Below are 14,067 nucleotides of genomic sequence, written 5' to 3'. Positions count from 1 at the left end.
CGCAGGTCTAGATCATGCGATAACCCTTTGGCGCGCCACGATTTTCATAATCAGGCCCGCAGTCTCTTGCCATCGGGGTCGAAAGGCGGCCGGTCGAGCAACACGGCCTTATGCGGGTGGCCGAGGATCGCGACCGTGACCGCTTCGCCGGACTTGACGGAGCCCGCCTTCACGTAGCCAAGCGCCAGCGACATGCCGACATGGTAGCCATAGGCGCCGGACGTGACCTGGCCGACCGGCGTGCCGTCCGGCAGGAAGATCGGCTCGCCGCCCGTGGCATCGGCATCCTCCGCCTCGATCGAGATCATGATCAACTCGTCGCGCGCCGGCTTGGACGCCAGCGCAGCATAGGCGCCCCGATTGAGGAAATCGCCCTTGTCCATCTTGACCAGCCGGTCGAGCCTGACCTCCTGCGGCCAGTATTCGGGTGAATATTCGCGACCCCAACTGCCGTAGCCTTTCTCGACCCTGAGTGACATCAGCGCGCGCGAGCCGACCGGCCCGCCGCCTTCCTGCCGCGCGGCGTCGAGCAACGCGCTGTAAAGAGCAGTCTGGTCCTTCTCTTCGCAGTAGAGTTCCCAGCCGAGGTCTCCGGTGAAGGACACGCGCAATGCGATGACATCGACGCGTGCAACGGTGATGCGGCGCGATGCCATGAAGGGGAAGGATTCGGTCGTCAGATCGTCATTGGTAAGTCGCTGCAGCACCGCGCGCGACTTCGGTCCGGCAACATTAAAGCCGCACATCGCCTCGGTCAGCGAGCGGAACGTGGTGTCTGGAGGCAACGGCACCATCTTGAAGAAGCGCTGATGGTAGCGTTCGGCCATGCCGGAGCCGAAAATGCGATATTCGTCTTCGCCGAGCTTGGTCACCGTGAAGTCGCCGGCAATGCCGCCGCGCTTGCCGATCAGCGGCGTCAGGCAGGATTTGCCGACCTTGGCAGGGATCTTGTTGGCGAAGAGTGCGTTCAGCCAAGCCTCGGCACCCGGCCCCTTCACCTCGTATTTGGCGAAGTTGGAAACATCGATAACGCCGACGTGGTCGCGCAGCATGCGCGCCTCGCGGCCGACGGGATGCCACCAGTTCTGCCTGGTGAACCCTATCGTCTCTTCTCGAGGCTCGCCGTCGGTCGAGAACCACAGCGGATGCTCCCAGCCGAAATTCAGGCCGAAGACCGCGCCCTTATCCTTCTGCATGGCATAGGCCGGTCGCGTCCGCACCGGCCGCCCTGCCGCGCGCTCCTCATTCGGGAAATGGATCTTGAAACGGTGGCTGTACTGATCCTGCACCCGCGCCTTGACGAAGGCCTTGCTTGCCCAGTGGCCGAACCGGGCGAGATCCCAGCCGAACATGTCGAGCGTCGGCTCGCCCTCGATCATCCACTCTGCGGCGAGTTTGCCGAGTCCGCCGGATTGCGAGAATCCAGGGATGAGGCCGTTGCAGCAGAAATAGTTCCTCAACTCCGGAACGGGCCCGAACAGCGCCGCGCTATCCGGCGACCAGATCATCGGCCCGTTGATGACCTTCTTGATGCCCGCGGCGCCAACCGCCGGCACGCGTGCGATGGCGCGCATCATGTTTTCCTCGATGCGCTCCAGATCGTCGGGGAAGAGCTCATGGCCGAAATCCAGCGGCGTGCCGTCCTCCGCCCAGAATTTCATCGCCCGCTCATAGGCGCCGATCAGCAGGCCAAGGCCCTCCTGGCGGAGGTAGTATTCGCCGTCGCGGTCGGCGACCGAAGGCAGGCGCCTGCCCATATTGGCGATTTCCGGGATGGTCTCGGTCACGAAATACTGGTGCTCGGTGGGGATCAGCGGAAGTTCCAGCCCGGCCATGGCGGCGACCTCGCGTCCCCACAGGCCGGCGGCGTTGACCACCCATTGCGCGTGCACGTCGCCTTTGGTGGTGCGCACGATCCAGCTGCCGTCCGGCTGCTGCTCCGTTCCTGTCACAGGGGTAAAACGGTGGATCTCGGCGCCGCGCTGGCGCGCGCCGGCGGCATAGGCCATCGTGACGCCCGAAGGATCGACGTTGCCGCCCTCGGGTTCGTACATGATGCAGCGTATGCCATCGAAATCCACCAGCGGGTGCAGGCGCTCAGCCTCGGCCCGGTCGACCTGGTAGAAATTCATCTTGTAGCGGCGGGCCTTGGCCTCCTGCAGCCTGAGCTGATGTTCCCGCGCCTCGGTCTGGGCAAGGTAGAGCGATCCCGGCTGGAAGACGCCGCAGCCCTGCCCCGTCTCCTTCTCCAGCTCCTTGTAGAGCGCCATCGTGTAATGCTGCAGACGGCTGATGTTGGTGGAGTCGTGCAGGCCGTGGATGTTGGCCGCCGCGTGCCAAGTCGAGCCCGAGGTCAGTTCATCGCGCTCGAATAGCACGACATCGGTCCAGCCATGTTTCGCGAGATGATAAAGGATGGAGCATCCGATCAGACCGCCGCCGATCACAACAGCCTGGGCATGGGTCCGCATTTCACGTGTTCCTTTTGGCTCTAGGTCCGAGGGCAGGCAGATTTGCAATTGGCATGATGGTGACTGAGGGCTGGGCTCGGCTTACGCTCGCCGGCATGCCCTCACTTTTTCGAGTATCGGCAGTGTAGAAAGCCCGACAAATGGCTGTAAAGCCTGCCATTGGGCGCCAATCCCGGTTTCGGCTATGATTTTGGCCAAAAAAAACGAGGTCATAGCCACATTAATCTTCGTTTGTGGACAGGGGTGCCCGGTGTAGCTTCTAGTGGGGAAATGAGCAGCTGTATCAACGGCGCCACGAATGGGAGTCACCGCTATGGACATGCATCCGCGGCATGGGGACAGGCCGGTTTTCCGGCAAGCCTTTTCGCCGACCACGCATTGTCACCACGGGCCTTGGAGTTGCGCGTCCGCCAGCGAGTTCGGTTCCTTGCCGACCGAACGGCAGCGCCGAAACGCCCATCCAACCAGCGCATTGTGACAACTCGGAGGTCAAGATCTTGGATAAGGCTCCACACGCGTATATCCCGACACTCGTCGATCAGCTCAACGATGGCGCGATCAGCCGCAGGGACTTCCTGCGCAAGTCGACGCTGCTCGGTCTTTCGGCCGGAGCGGCCTATGCCATGGCCGGTCTCGTCGACCCGTCGACGCAGGCCCGCGCGCAGGATTTGCCGAAAGGCGGAAACCTGCGCATCGGCATGCGCTGCATGGAGATCAAGGACCCGCATCTGGCCGACTTCGCCGAGAAGTCGAACATCATTCGCCAGGTCTGCGAATATCTGACCTTCACCGACCGCAACAACATCACCCATCCCTATCTGCTCGAAAAGTGGGACGTCAGCGACGACCTGAAGACTTGGACGCTGCACATCCGCAAGGACGTGAAATGGCGCGACGGCAGAGCGCTGAACGCCGACGACGTGGTCTGGAACCTGAAGCGGGTCAGCGATCCGGCTGTCGGGTCCTCCGTGCTCGGCCTGTTCACCGGCTACCTGGTCGAGGAATACGACACCGGCGAAAAGGACGACAAGGGCAATCCCAAGAAATCGAGCCGGCTGTGGTCCGACAAGGCGATCGAGAAGGTCGACGACAGCACGGTGCGGCTCAACCTGTTGTCGCCGCAGATCGCGGTCGCCGAACACCTGTTCCACTATCCTATGTTCATTCTCGACCCGAAGGACAACGGCGCCTTCGGTCCGAGCGCCAATGGCACCGGAGCGTTCGAGATCGTCGAATACACGGTCGGCAAGGGCGCGAAATACAAGGCGCGAGCTGATTATTGGGGCGGCGCGCCGCATCTCGACACGTTCGAGTTCGTCGACCTCGGCGACAATCCGGGCGCCGGCATCGCGGCAATGGCCTCCAAGCAGGTTGACGGACTGTCGGAAGCCGACGCGGTCCAGATCAATTCGATGAAGGCTTTCCCCCACGTCGCGATCCATAAGGTCGAAACCACGCAGACCATCGTGATGCGCATGCATCCCGACGTCGAGCAATTCAAGGACAAGCGCGTGCGCCAGGCCATGCGCTACGCGATCGATCGCGACAAGATCATCCAGACGGTCCTGCTCGGCGCCGGCACGTCGGCGGAAGACCACCACGTGGCGCCGTCGCATCCCGAGTACGCCGCGCTGCCGAAATGGCCGCGCGACATCGAGAAGGCAAAGAAGTTGATGGCCGACGCCGGCCAGGGCGATGGCTTCGAGATCGACGTCGTGACAAGGCCCGATCCGATCTGGGAACTGAACACGACACAGGCGATGGCCGAGCAGTTGAAGGACATCGGCATCAAAGCCAACATCAAGTCGCTGCCGAGCGCCCAGTATTGGGAAGTGTGGACCAGCGCGCCGTTCAGCCTGACGGCATGGGGGCATCGCCCGCTCGCCATCATGACGCTCGGCCTAGCCTACCGCACCAATGGAGCGTGGAACGAGTCGCATTTCTCCAATGCCGAGTTCGACAAGCTGCTCACCCAGGCCGAAGGCATCCTCGACCCGAAGGAGCGTTCCAAGGTGATGGAGAAGATCGAGCTGATCATGCAGGACGAAGGGCCGATCGTGCAGCCGTTCTGGCGCATCTTCTCGACCGTGATGGACAAGAAGGTGCAGGGTTTCGAACTCCATCCTTCGCAGTATATCTTCGCCAAGGACTACGCGGTCGTCGCCGCCTGACCAATTTGCCCGGCCGCCTTCGAGGCGACCGGTCATTCAACCCCGATTGCATCAGGAGCGGACATTCCGGCCGATGGCGAGATTCGTTGCGAGACGACTGGCGATGATGCTGCTCACCATGGTGGCGGCTTCGTTTCTTGTTTTTGCCGTCTGTGAATTCACGCCGGGCAGCGTCGCGCGCAAATCCCTCGGGCCTTTCGCGACCCAGGAACAGGTCGATTTCCTCACCAGGAAGCTGAAGGCGGATGATCCGCTGCTGGTGCGTTACGGCCGCTGGGCGGGCATACTGCTCGGCGTCATTCCGGACCCGCTTCAGGACCCCAGCACCGGGCTCAATTTCACGGACCCGCGAGGCGCCCAGTACTTCGGCAATTTCGGCTATTCGACGCTCAACAAGCTGCCCGTCAACGATGTGATCTGGGACCGGCTCGGCAATACGGCGATCCTGGCCGGACTGGCCTTCCTGTTGATCGTGCCCTTGTCGATTGTCTTCGGCATCCTGTCGGGCCTCAAGGAAGGCGGCGTGCTCGACCGGGCATTGTCGGTCATATGCATCACCTTCACCTCGATCCCCGAATTCGCTTCCGGGGTTTTCCTGGTTACCCTGTTCGTCATCCTGTGGCCGGTGCTGCCGGGCACCAGTCCGCTGGATTCCGACGGCGGCTGGTCCATTCCATCGCAACTCGTGCTGCCGGTCGCGGTGCTCGTCATCTACGACTTCGGCTATGTCGCGCGCATGATCCGAGTCTCGATGATCGGCGTGATGGAAAAACCTTTCATCCGCACCGCGGTGCTGAAGGGCATGAGCACGCGCCAAGTGGTGATGGGCCACGCCCTGCGCAACGCCATGATCACGCCTTTCACGGTGCTTCTGCTGCAGATCAACTTCCTCATCAGCGGCGTGGTGGTGACGGAACTCGTCTTCGCCTATCCCGGCTTCGGTCGGCTGCTGCTCGACGCCAGCCTGTTCGGCGACATCGCGACCATCGAAGCCGCCACGCTGATCACCGTCGCCATCGCGGTCACGACGCAGTTCCTTGGTGACCTCGGTTACATGCTGCTTGACCCACGCATAAGGTTGAAATGAACGCAGTGGCCGAACAGAGAGCGATGGACGGGACGGCTGCCAAGCCGACGGGCAGGACGCGCCTGAAATGGGCGCGGATGCTGCGCTCGCCGACCGCGATGATCGGATTATTCCTGGTGGGCTTCTGGGTACTGGCAGCGATCCTCGCGCCCGTCCTGCCGCTCTACTCGCCGACCGAACAGGACGTGATGGCGCTCGCCGACCCGACGCCTTCGGCCGCGCATTGGCTTGGCGTCGATATCCTCGGCCGCGATGAGCTGTCGCGGCTGATCTTCGGCGCACGCACCGTGCTGGTGGTGGCGCCGCTCTCCGTCGCCGTCGCCATGATAGTCGGCATCACGCTGGGAATGATCGCCGGTTATTACGGGGGCTGGATCGATGCCCTCATCAGTCGGCTGTCCGACATCATCCTCGCCTTCCCGGTGCTGGTCCTCTACGTCATACTGATCGCCAATATCGGCCCGTCCGTCTTCAACATCGTCATCGCCTCGACCGTCGCTTCGGCCCCGGGCATCGGGCGAATAACGCGAGGGCTGGTGCTCGGCCTGAAGGAGCAGGAATACATCGCTGCGGCTAGGCTGCGCGCCGAAAGCACGCTCTACATCATGCTGGTCGAGCTGCTGCCCAACTGCCGCGGCATGCTGATCGTCGATGCCTGCCTGCGCATCGGCTACACGATCATCACCATCGGCATCCTCGGCTTCCTCGGCCTCGGCCTGCCGCCGCCCAACCCCGATTGGGGCGGCATGGTCAAGGAAAGCACGACCGTGCTCAACGTCTGGCCGCTGATGTCGGTGCTGCCGTCGATTGCAATCGTCAGCCTGGTGCTCGGCTTCAACCTCCTGGCCGACGGCCTGCGGGAAGCCTGGAAGCCATGATTCCGACTGCTGACATATTGGCGCCAGCGCCGAAGGGGCAAGCCGCGGACGCCCCGCTGCTCGAGGTCCGAGACCTGCGCATCGAGTTTCGCGCCAAGGCGGAGACCGTCGTTGCCGTGCCAAGCTTGTCGTTCGAGGTCAGACCGGGCGAAAGTTATGGGCTGGTCGGCGAATCCGGCTGCGGCAAGAGCACGACCGCGATAGCCATCATGGGCTATCTCGGCGCCACCGGCCTGATCGCCGGCGGCAGCATCCGCTTCGAAGGCGAGGATCTGGTCGGCGCGCCGGCACACAGACTGCGCTCCATGCGCGGGCGGCGCATCGCCATGGTCTATCAGGATCCGATGAGCGCGCTCAATCCGGTCAAGACCATCGGCGCGCAGCTTGCCGAAGTGCCGATGCTCCATCTCGACGCCAGCCGAACCGACGCGCTCGACATGGCGGCAGCCATGCTGAAGGACGTGCGCCTGCCAGACGCCGGCGACATGCTGAAGCGGTATCCGCATCAGCTTTCCGGCGGCCAGCAGCAGCGGGTCGTGATCGCCATGGCGCTTCTGGGCAGGCCTTCGCTGCTGCTGCTCGACGAGCCGACCACCGGCCTCGACGTCACGGTGGAATCGGCGGTGATCGACCTGATTGGGGAGCTGCGCCAGCGCTACGGCACCAGCCTGCTGTTCATCTCGCACAATCTCGGCCTGATCGCCGAGAGCTGCGACCGCGTCGGCATCATGTATTCCGGCGAACTGGTCGAAGAAGCGCCGACAGGCGAGCTGTTCGGCCAACCGCGGCACCCCTACACGCAAGGGCTGATCGACTGCATTCCCGACATCGACCACGGCAAGCACAGCCGCACGCTGGCTGCCATTCCGGGTCACATCCCGCTGCCCTCGGAGCGGCCGCGCGGCTGCCTGTTCGGGCCGCGCTGCGCCGGTTTCAAGGCCGGCCTGTGCGACCAGCCCGGAATCATCCTCGAACCGGCGGGAGAGCACCATCTGGTGCGCTGCGTGCGCTGGCCTGAACTCGACCCCGGTCGCCGCGACCTGCCGACGCTGGCCGAAGAGAGAACGGCGCCGGAGGCCGCAATAGCCGTATCGGATGTCACCAAGCTCTACCACCTCAGCAACCACAGGACGCTGAAGGCCAACGAGCATGTATCTTTCGAGGCCGGCAAGGCCGAAATCGTCGCGCTGGTCGGCGAGTCCGGTTGCGGCAAGTCGACCCTTGCGCGCATCGTCACCGGCCTCGACCGCGCCACGTCGGGTGAAATCCGCATGGCCGGCGAAAACATCGCAAAGATCGAAGCAGCCTCTCGGCCTAAACAATTGCTGCAATCGATCCAGATGGTGTTCCAAAATCCGGATTCGACGCTGAATCCCTCGCACAGCGCCGGCTTCTCCATCCGCCGATCGTTGAAGAAATTCGGCATTCGCACGGGCAAGACAGCCATCGACCAGCGCATGCGCGAACTGCTCGAGATGGTGCGGCTTTCGCCGGACTTCGCGGCGCGTAAGCCAAGCCAGTTGTCGGGCGGACAGAAACAGCGCATCGCCATTGCCCGCGCCTTCGCTTCCGACCCGTCGCTGATCGTCGCCGACGAGCCGGTATCGGCGCTGGACGTCTCGGTGCAAGCGGCGGTGGTGACGCTGCTGCTCGATATCCAGCGGACCCGCCACGCGACGATGCTGTTCATCAGCCACGATCTGGCGCTGGTGCGCCATGTCGCCGACAAGGTCGTGGTCATGTACCTCGGCAAGGTGATGGAGAAAGGCACGGTCGATGAAATCTTCGGCGGCGCCACCCATCCCTACACCGAGGCACTGATTTCGGCGATCCGCAGCATGAAAGCGGAAGGCGCCGGGCGCAGGCGGATCACGCTGACCGGAGACACGCCTAGTCCCGTCAACGTTCCTGCCGGCTGCCGCTTTGCCAGCCGATGCCATCGCAAGGTGGGTCCTATTTGCGACAGCGAGCCGCCGCCGATCCGCACAATGTCCCCCACGCACGAGATCGCCTGCCATATTCCGAAGACGGATCTGGCCGCGCTCACCCTCATGGACGAGGCGCGTGGCCCTGAATGAGGACATGGTCGCTGGCCCGTCTCTGGCGTCAGGCGGAACGATCGCGCGCCATCCTGCCGATCATGGCGCTCATCTGCCTGGCCGGCATCGGCAGCTCCATGCTGACGACGGCCGTGTCACTGGCCTTGAGCGCGCCGGGCATCGCGCCCCGAAACGTGCAATTGGTGCTCACCGCCTACCCGCTCGGGTTCCTCGTCGGTTGTCTCATTGCTCGTCCACTGGTGTCGCGGGTAGGCCACGAGCGCGCCTTTTTCATCATAACCGTGATCGCGGCGATCGGCACATCAGGCTTCGTGTTCACCGATCTGCTGCCGGCATGGTTCTGCTTCCGCCTGCTCGGAGGGCTGGCCATGGCGGCCATGTTCGTCGTGTGCGAAAGCTGGATCAATCTTTATGCTGACCAGCACAATCGCGGCAGGCTGTTTTCCGTCTACATGATGACAACAGCGATCGCCGTGCTGCTCGGCCAGGTGCTTTTGGAGATCGTCGGGGCACACTCGCCCCATCTGTTCGGGGTCAGCGCGGCCACGGTATTAATGGCAGTGCTTGCACGCTTCGTCTCAAAGCCATGGCCTGCCCTGCCCGCTCCGCAGTATGAACCGTCCGTGCCGGACATCCCGGCGAAGGAAGAGCGTTACGGCGTCATCCAGTTGCTGCGGCTGGCGCCCGTTACGGTGGTCAGCGTCTTCCAGGCCGGCGTCACCAACATGAACGTTTTCGTTCTGACCCCGATCTATGGCGCCAAGATCGGGCTATCCGCCAGCGCGACCGTCGGCCTGGTGACGACCGTCAGCATCGCCGGGATGCTGGCGCAAACGCCAGTCGGATGGCTCTCGGACCGGTTCGACAGGCGTGTGATACTGCTCATCCAGGGCCTGCTTTCGGTGTCGCTCTGCGCATCGATCGCCTGGATCGGAACCAGGCCGCTGCCATTCCTCTTCCTGCTGTTCTTCCTCTATGGCGCCACGGCGCTGACCGTGTATCCGGTGGCGATCGCCTTCGCCAATTCGCGAACGCACAGCCGTCATATGGTTGCCGCTTCCGGCACGTTGCTGCTGCTCTATTCAATCAGCAATATCCTGACGCCCGGCCTGTCCGCGGCGCTCATGGAGCACACCGCCCCGCAGGCCATGCTGTTCGTGCTCGGCACCGGCGGCATTCTGGTGGCAATCGCGGCTTGCATCAACTTGCGGCAGCGCCCGGTGGGGATTGTGGTCGTGCAGCCCTCGGGAGGCGAGCCGTGACAGCCGCTGCATCCCCCCTGCCCGGCCGCCTGACCGGCAAGGTCATTCTGATCACCGGCGCCGCAAGCGGGATCGGCGCCGCGATCGCACGCCGATGCGTCGAGGAGAACGCTCGCGTCGCCTGCGCGGATCGCGACATGGCGGCAACGCAGGCGCTTGTCGCCAGTCTCGGATCGAACGCCTTGGCGGTCGGCTGCGACGTCACCGATCTGGATTCGGTCAAATCCGCGGTCGCCACTACAGGCCGGGCATTCGGTGGGCTGGACGGTCTGGTCCACAATGCCGCCGCCCCATCGACCGACGGCACGGTCGCCGATCTCGCGCTCGACAAATGGCGGCTGGAGCTGGACGTCAGCCTCACCGGCGCCTTCCTGGTCTCCAAATTCGCAGTGCCCCTGATGGCGGCCGGCGGCGGCGGCTCGATCGTCCTGATCGGCTCGCAATTCGCGCGCGTGGCCGTCGGCAAGGCGGTGGCCTATTGCGCGGCCAAGGCCGGCCTCATCCATCTCGCCAAGGCCATGGCCGTCGACCATGCCGGGCAACACATCCGCGTCAACAGCCTGTCGCCCGGCGCTGTCGCGACCGCGCGCCTGCTGCAACGCTGGCCGGACCTGAAGGCGGCCGACGAGGGTCTCGGGCCGGCGCATCTGCTCGGGCGCATTGCCCAACCTGAAGAGATCGCCGCCGCCTGCGCCTTCCTGCTTTCGTCCGATGCCTCATTCGTCACCGGCACGGACCTTCTCGTGGATGGCGGCTATGCCGTACGCTGAACCCCTTTCCGGTATTGGAGGTTGATCCGATGACCCTGCTCGTCACTGGCGGCACCGGCTTCGTCATGAGCGTCGTCGCCCGCGCCTGGCTCGACCGCGACCCGACCGCGCGGGCTGTGGTCCTGGACCGGTCTAATCTCGACGCGGCCGCCGAAAAGCATTTCGCGCCGGTGCGCGATAGGCTCACCGTCGTCAGCGCCGATATTCTCGACCCGAAGACATGGTCCGCCGCGCTGGACGGGCAGAACATCTCGGCCATCGTGCACGGTGCGACCATCACCCCGATCTCGCGCGGCAGCGCTTCGGAAGCCAAGCGGCAGCCTGAGGCCGAGGACCCGGCGCGCATCGTCGACGTCAATCTCATGGGCACGGTGCACATGCTGGACTGGGCGCGCACGCGGCCTGCCCTGAAGCGCTTCGTCTATGTCAGTTCCGGCTCCGTCTACCGGCACAACGGGCCGGACTGGAGCGGCGAGCCGCTGCCAGAGGACGGCTATGTCGCGCCGCTCACGCTCTACGGCATCTCCAAATTCGCCTCCGAAATGGTGGCCAATCGGTACGCCGACCTGTTCGGTCTGTCGGCGATCTCGGTGCGTCTCGCGTCCGTGTACGGGCCGATGGACCGCGCCACGGAGAGCCGGAATTTCCGCCATGTTCCAAACCGCGTCGCGCACATGGCATTGGCCGGCGAGACGATCAGGCCGAACAGCCTTGAACCGGTCGGTGACTACGTCACTTCCACCGATGTCGCCGCTGCCATTCTGGCGCTGATCGACGCGCCGCGCCTCAATTATCGCCACTACAATATCGGTTCCGGCGGCGGCCAGACGATCGGCGACATCATCGGGTGGACGCGCGAGCGGGTTCCAGGTTTGAAGGCCGAGGTCAGCGCCGGCGACGATGCCAATATCGTCCAGGACACGTCACTGAAAGGCGGCATGTGGGGGGCCTACGATATCGCCCGGATCATGCGCGACACCGGGTGGCGGCCGCGCCCCGGCAAGGAAGCCTTCCACGCCTATATGGATTGGATTTCCGCCAACGAGACGAATTGAGAGGGATTGCCATGGCGCCGAACGCTGCTTCACATCCGGCAAACGCCCAGCCGCGCGACTTCGTCGGCTATGGGGCGAACCCACCCTATGTGATCTGGCCGGGTGGCGCAAAGGTCGCGATCAACCTCGTGCTGAACTACGAGGAAGGCTCGGAATACAACTGGCTGGACGACGGCCGCAACGACAATTGGGGCGAGTACAACAACAACGGCACATCTCCGCACCGCGACCTCGGCACCGAGACGCATTTCGAATATGGCAGCCGGGTCGGCGTCTGGCGGCTCGCCCGGCTTTTCGACCGCTACAACGTGCCGATCACGGTTTCGGCCTGCGCGGTGGCGCTGGAGAAGAACCGCGCCGTCGCCGAATGGATGAATTCGCGCGGCCACGACCTGCTCGGGCATGGGCTGCGCTGGACCGACTATCCCGGCATGCCGCGCGAGGAAGAGGACCGGCAGTTGCACGAGGCGATCGCGCTCTACCAGAAGGTGCTTGGCCGCCGGCCGCTGGGCTGGAATTGCCGGTCGTTCCCGAGTGTCAACACACGTGACCTGCTGGTGCGAGAGGGCGGCTTTCTCTATCACTCCGACCCCTGCAACGACGAATTGCCCTATTTCGTCGACCATGGCGGCCAGCGCATCCTGGTCGTGCCCTATTCCAAGACGCTCAACGACAGCCGCTTCCTCATCGCGCCGGGCTACAGCAACCCGCGCGACTTCGCCGAGGATTGCCGCTCGGCGATCGACTACATGCTTTGGGAAGCCGACGAGACCGGCGGGCGCATGCTGAACATCTGCGTGCACGCGCGCTGGATGGGTCAGCCGAACCGGGCTGCGGGCCTGCGGGCGGTCATCGAGCATATACAGAAAACGCCTGGCGTTATCTTCATGCGCCGGGCCGACATCGCCCGCTACTGGATTGACAATCAGGACAGTTTTACCCGCAGACAGGGCCGCTAGCAGCGCGGAGACGTCATGTTTGATACGCTCATCACAGGCGCCACGATCATCAATGCCGATGGAGAAGCGCCCCGCAACGTCGCGATCCATGGCGGCAGGATCGCCGCCCTGGTCCAGCCCGGAGAATCCGCCGAGGCGCGCACCCTGATCGACGCCGCCGGCTGTTTCCTGTTGCCTGGGCTGATCGATGCGCATGCGCATCTCAGGGAACCGGGACTGACCCACAAGGAGGACTTTTCATCCGGCACGCATGCGGCCGCACTCGGCGGGGTGACGACCGTGCTCGACATGCCGACAGACGAGCCCTGGACGGCGACGGCGGATCAACTCGCCGACAAGATGGCGCTGACGACCGGAAAACTGAATGTCGATGTGGGTTTCCAGGCCGTGCTTACCAAGGATTTTGGCCTGATCGCCGCCGTGGCCGAAATGGCGCCGGTCTCGTTCGAGCTTTTCACCGCCGACGTCCCAAAGGATTTTCTGTTCCAGACGACGGATGCGGTGCTGCAAGCCCTGAAGGTGATGGTGCCTTTCGGCACGACAATCGGGGTGTCGCCCGGCGACCAATCGCTGCTCGAAGGCAGCATGGCACGTGACCATGACGGCCACATAGCGGCGTTCCTGAAGAGCAGGCCACCGGCGGCGGAGGCCAACGGCATTGCCCGCGCCGTGCTGGCAGCGACCGAGACCGGCGCCCGTATCCATGTGCGTCAGATCAATTCGGCGCTCGGCGTCGAGACGTGGCACCGCCTGCGGGATCTGGCCGATGCCAGCGTCGAGACAACGCCACAAAGCCTGTTTTTCACGGCGCACGACTATGAGACCCAGGGAGCCGCGCTGAAGGGCTCGCCACCGTTGCGATCGTCGGAAGATGTCCGACGCCTGCGCGAGGCCGTTGCCTCTGGCATGATCGATGTCATCGGCACAGACCATGCGCCGCACAGCCCACGGGAAAAGGCCGCCGCCTATCCCGCATTCGCCGATATTCCAGGTGGCATGCCAGGTTTGCAGACGCTGCTGCCCGTGATGCTGAAGCTGGCAGACGAAGGCCTGATCGGCATCTCCGATATCGTGCGGATGTGCGCGGCCAACCCCGCCGACCGTTTCGGGCTGGGCAAGCGCAAAGGCCGGCTCGCCGTCGGGTTCGACGCCGATATCCTGCTTCTCGACCCCAAGCGGACTTTCACCGTGCGCAACGCGGACCAGAAATCCAAAGCGAATTATACACCGTTCGACGGCTGGAGCGTGTCGGCAACTTTGCGGCAGGTATTTCTTCGAGGCGTGGAAATCGTCCGCCACGGCATTTTGACCCGGCCGGGGCAAGGCCAAGTGGCGCGGCGGGAAGGCTAAGGCA

At 64.0% G+C, this 14,067-nt stretch carries 10 protein-coding genes; 9 read left to right on the top strand and 1 reads right to left on the bottom strand.

Annotated elements, in window-relative coordinates:
* Positions 1–50 precede the first annotated feature (50 nt).
* Positions 51–2,471, bottom strand: coding sequence for an FAD-dependent oxidoreductase (locus FJ964_RS19345; RefSeq protein ID WP_140551877.1), 2,421 nt, complete (start codon positions 2,469–2,471; stop codon positions 51–53).
* A 497-nt stretch (positions 2,472–2,968) separates the two neighbouring features.
* Between FJ964_RS19345 and FJ964_RS19340 the strand changes: the two genes are divergently transcribed.
* The 9 genes from FJ964_RS19340 (at position 2,969) to FJ964_RS19300 (ending at position 14,063) form a co-directional block, all read left to right on the top strand.
* Positions 2,969–4,642 carry an ABC transporter substrate-binding protein gene (locus FJ964_RS19340; protein ID WP_140551876.1) on the top strand — a complete coding sequence of 558 codons (1,674 nt, stop codon included), beginning with the start codon at positions 2,969–2,971 and terminating at the stop codon, positions 4,640–4,642.
* A 73-nt stretch (positions 4,643–4,715) separates the two neighbouring features.
* A complete protein-coding gene (locus tag FJ964_RS19335; protein WP_140551875.1) occupies positions 4,716–5,729 on the top strand; it encodes an ABC transporter permease in 1,014 nt (337 codons plus the stop codon).
* Positions 5,726–6,607 (top strand): ABC transporter permease, encoded by an 882-nt coding sequence (locus FJ964_RS19330; protein WP_224626857.1) that lies wholly within the window; start codon positions 5,726–5,728, stop codon positions 6,605–6,607. The genes FJ964_RS19335 and FJ964_RS19330 overlap by 4 nt, the downstream gene beginning before the upstream one ends.
* Positions 6,604–8,685, top strand: a complete 2,082-nt coding sequence (locus FJ964_RS19325) for an ABC transporter ATP-binding protein (protein WP_140551874.1) — start codon at positions 6,604–6,606, stop codon at positions 8,683–8,685. The genes FJ964_RS19330 and FJ964_RS19325 overlap by 4 nt, the downstream gene beginning before the upstream one ends.
* Positions 8,682–9,929: an MFS transporter gene (locus FJ964_RS19320; RefSeq protein WP_140551873.1), complete on the top strand. Its 1,248-nt coding sequence runs from the start codon at positions 8,682–8,684 to the stop codon at positions 9,927–9,929. Before FJ964_RS19325 ends, FJ964_RS19320 begins: the two co-directional genes overlap by 4 nt.
* Entirely contained in the window at positions 9,926–10,699 is a 774-nt protein-coding gene (locus tag FJ964_RS19315; protein ID WP_140551872.1) for an SDR family oxidoreductase, read from the top strand. The genes FJ964_RS19320 and FJ964_RS19315 overlap by 4 nt, the downstream gene beginning before the upstream one ends.
* A gap of 29 nt (positions 10,700–10,728) precedes the next feature.
* Positions 10,729–11,754 carry an NAD(P)-dependent oxidoreductase gene (locus tag FJ964_RS19310; protein WP_140551871.1) on the top strand — a complete coding sequence of 342 codons (1,026 nt, stop codon included), beginning with the start codon at positions 10,729–10,731 and terminating at the stop codon, positions 11,752–11,754.
* Between the two features lie 11 nt (positions 11,755–11,765).
* Positions 11,766–12,713, top strand: coding sequence for a polysaccharide deacetylase family protein (locus tag FJ964_RS19305; protein ID WP_140551870.1), 948 nt, complete (start codon positions 11,766–11,768; stop codon positions 12,711–12,713).
* A 15-nt stretch (positions 12,714–12,728) separates the two neighbouring features.
* Positions 12,729–14,063: a dihydroorotase family protein gene (locus FJ964_RS19300; protein WP_140551869.1), complete on the top strand. Its 1,335-nt coding sequence runs from the start codon at positions 12,729–12,731 to the stop codon at positions 14,061–14,063.
* The last annotated feature ends 4 nt before the right edge of the window (positions 14,064–14,067 follow it).

This window comes from Mesorhizobium sp. B2-3-2, from assembly GCF_006442295.1.
Lineage (GTDB): Bacteria > Pseudomonadota > Alphaproteobacteria > Rhizobiales > Rhizobiaceae > Mesorhizobium.
The sequence above is the reverse complement of the archived record's forward strand: the minus strand, read 5'-3'. Positions and strand labels throughout refer to the sequence as shown.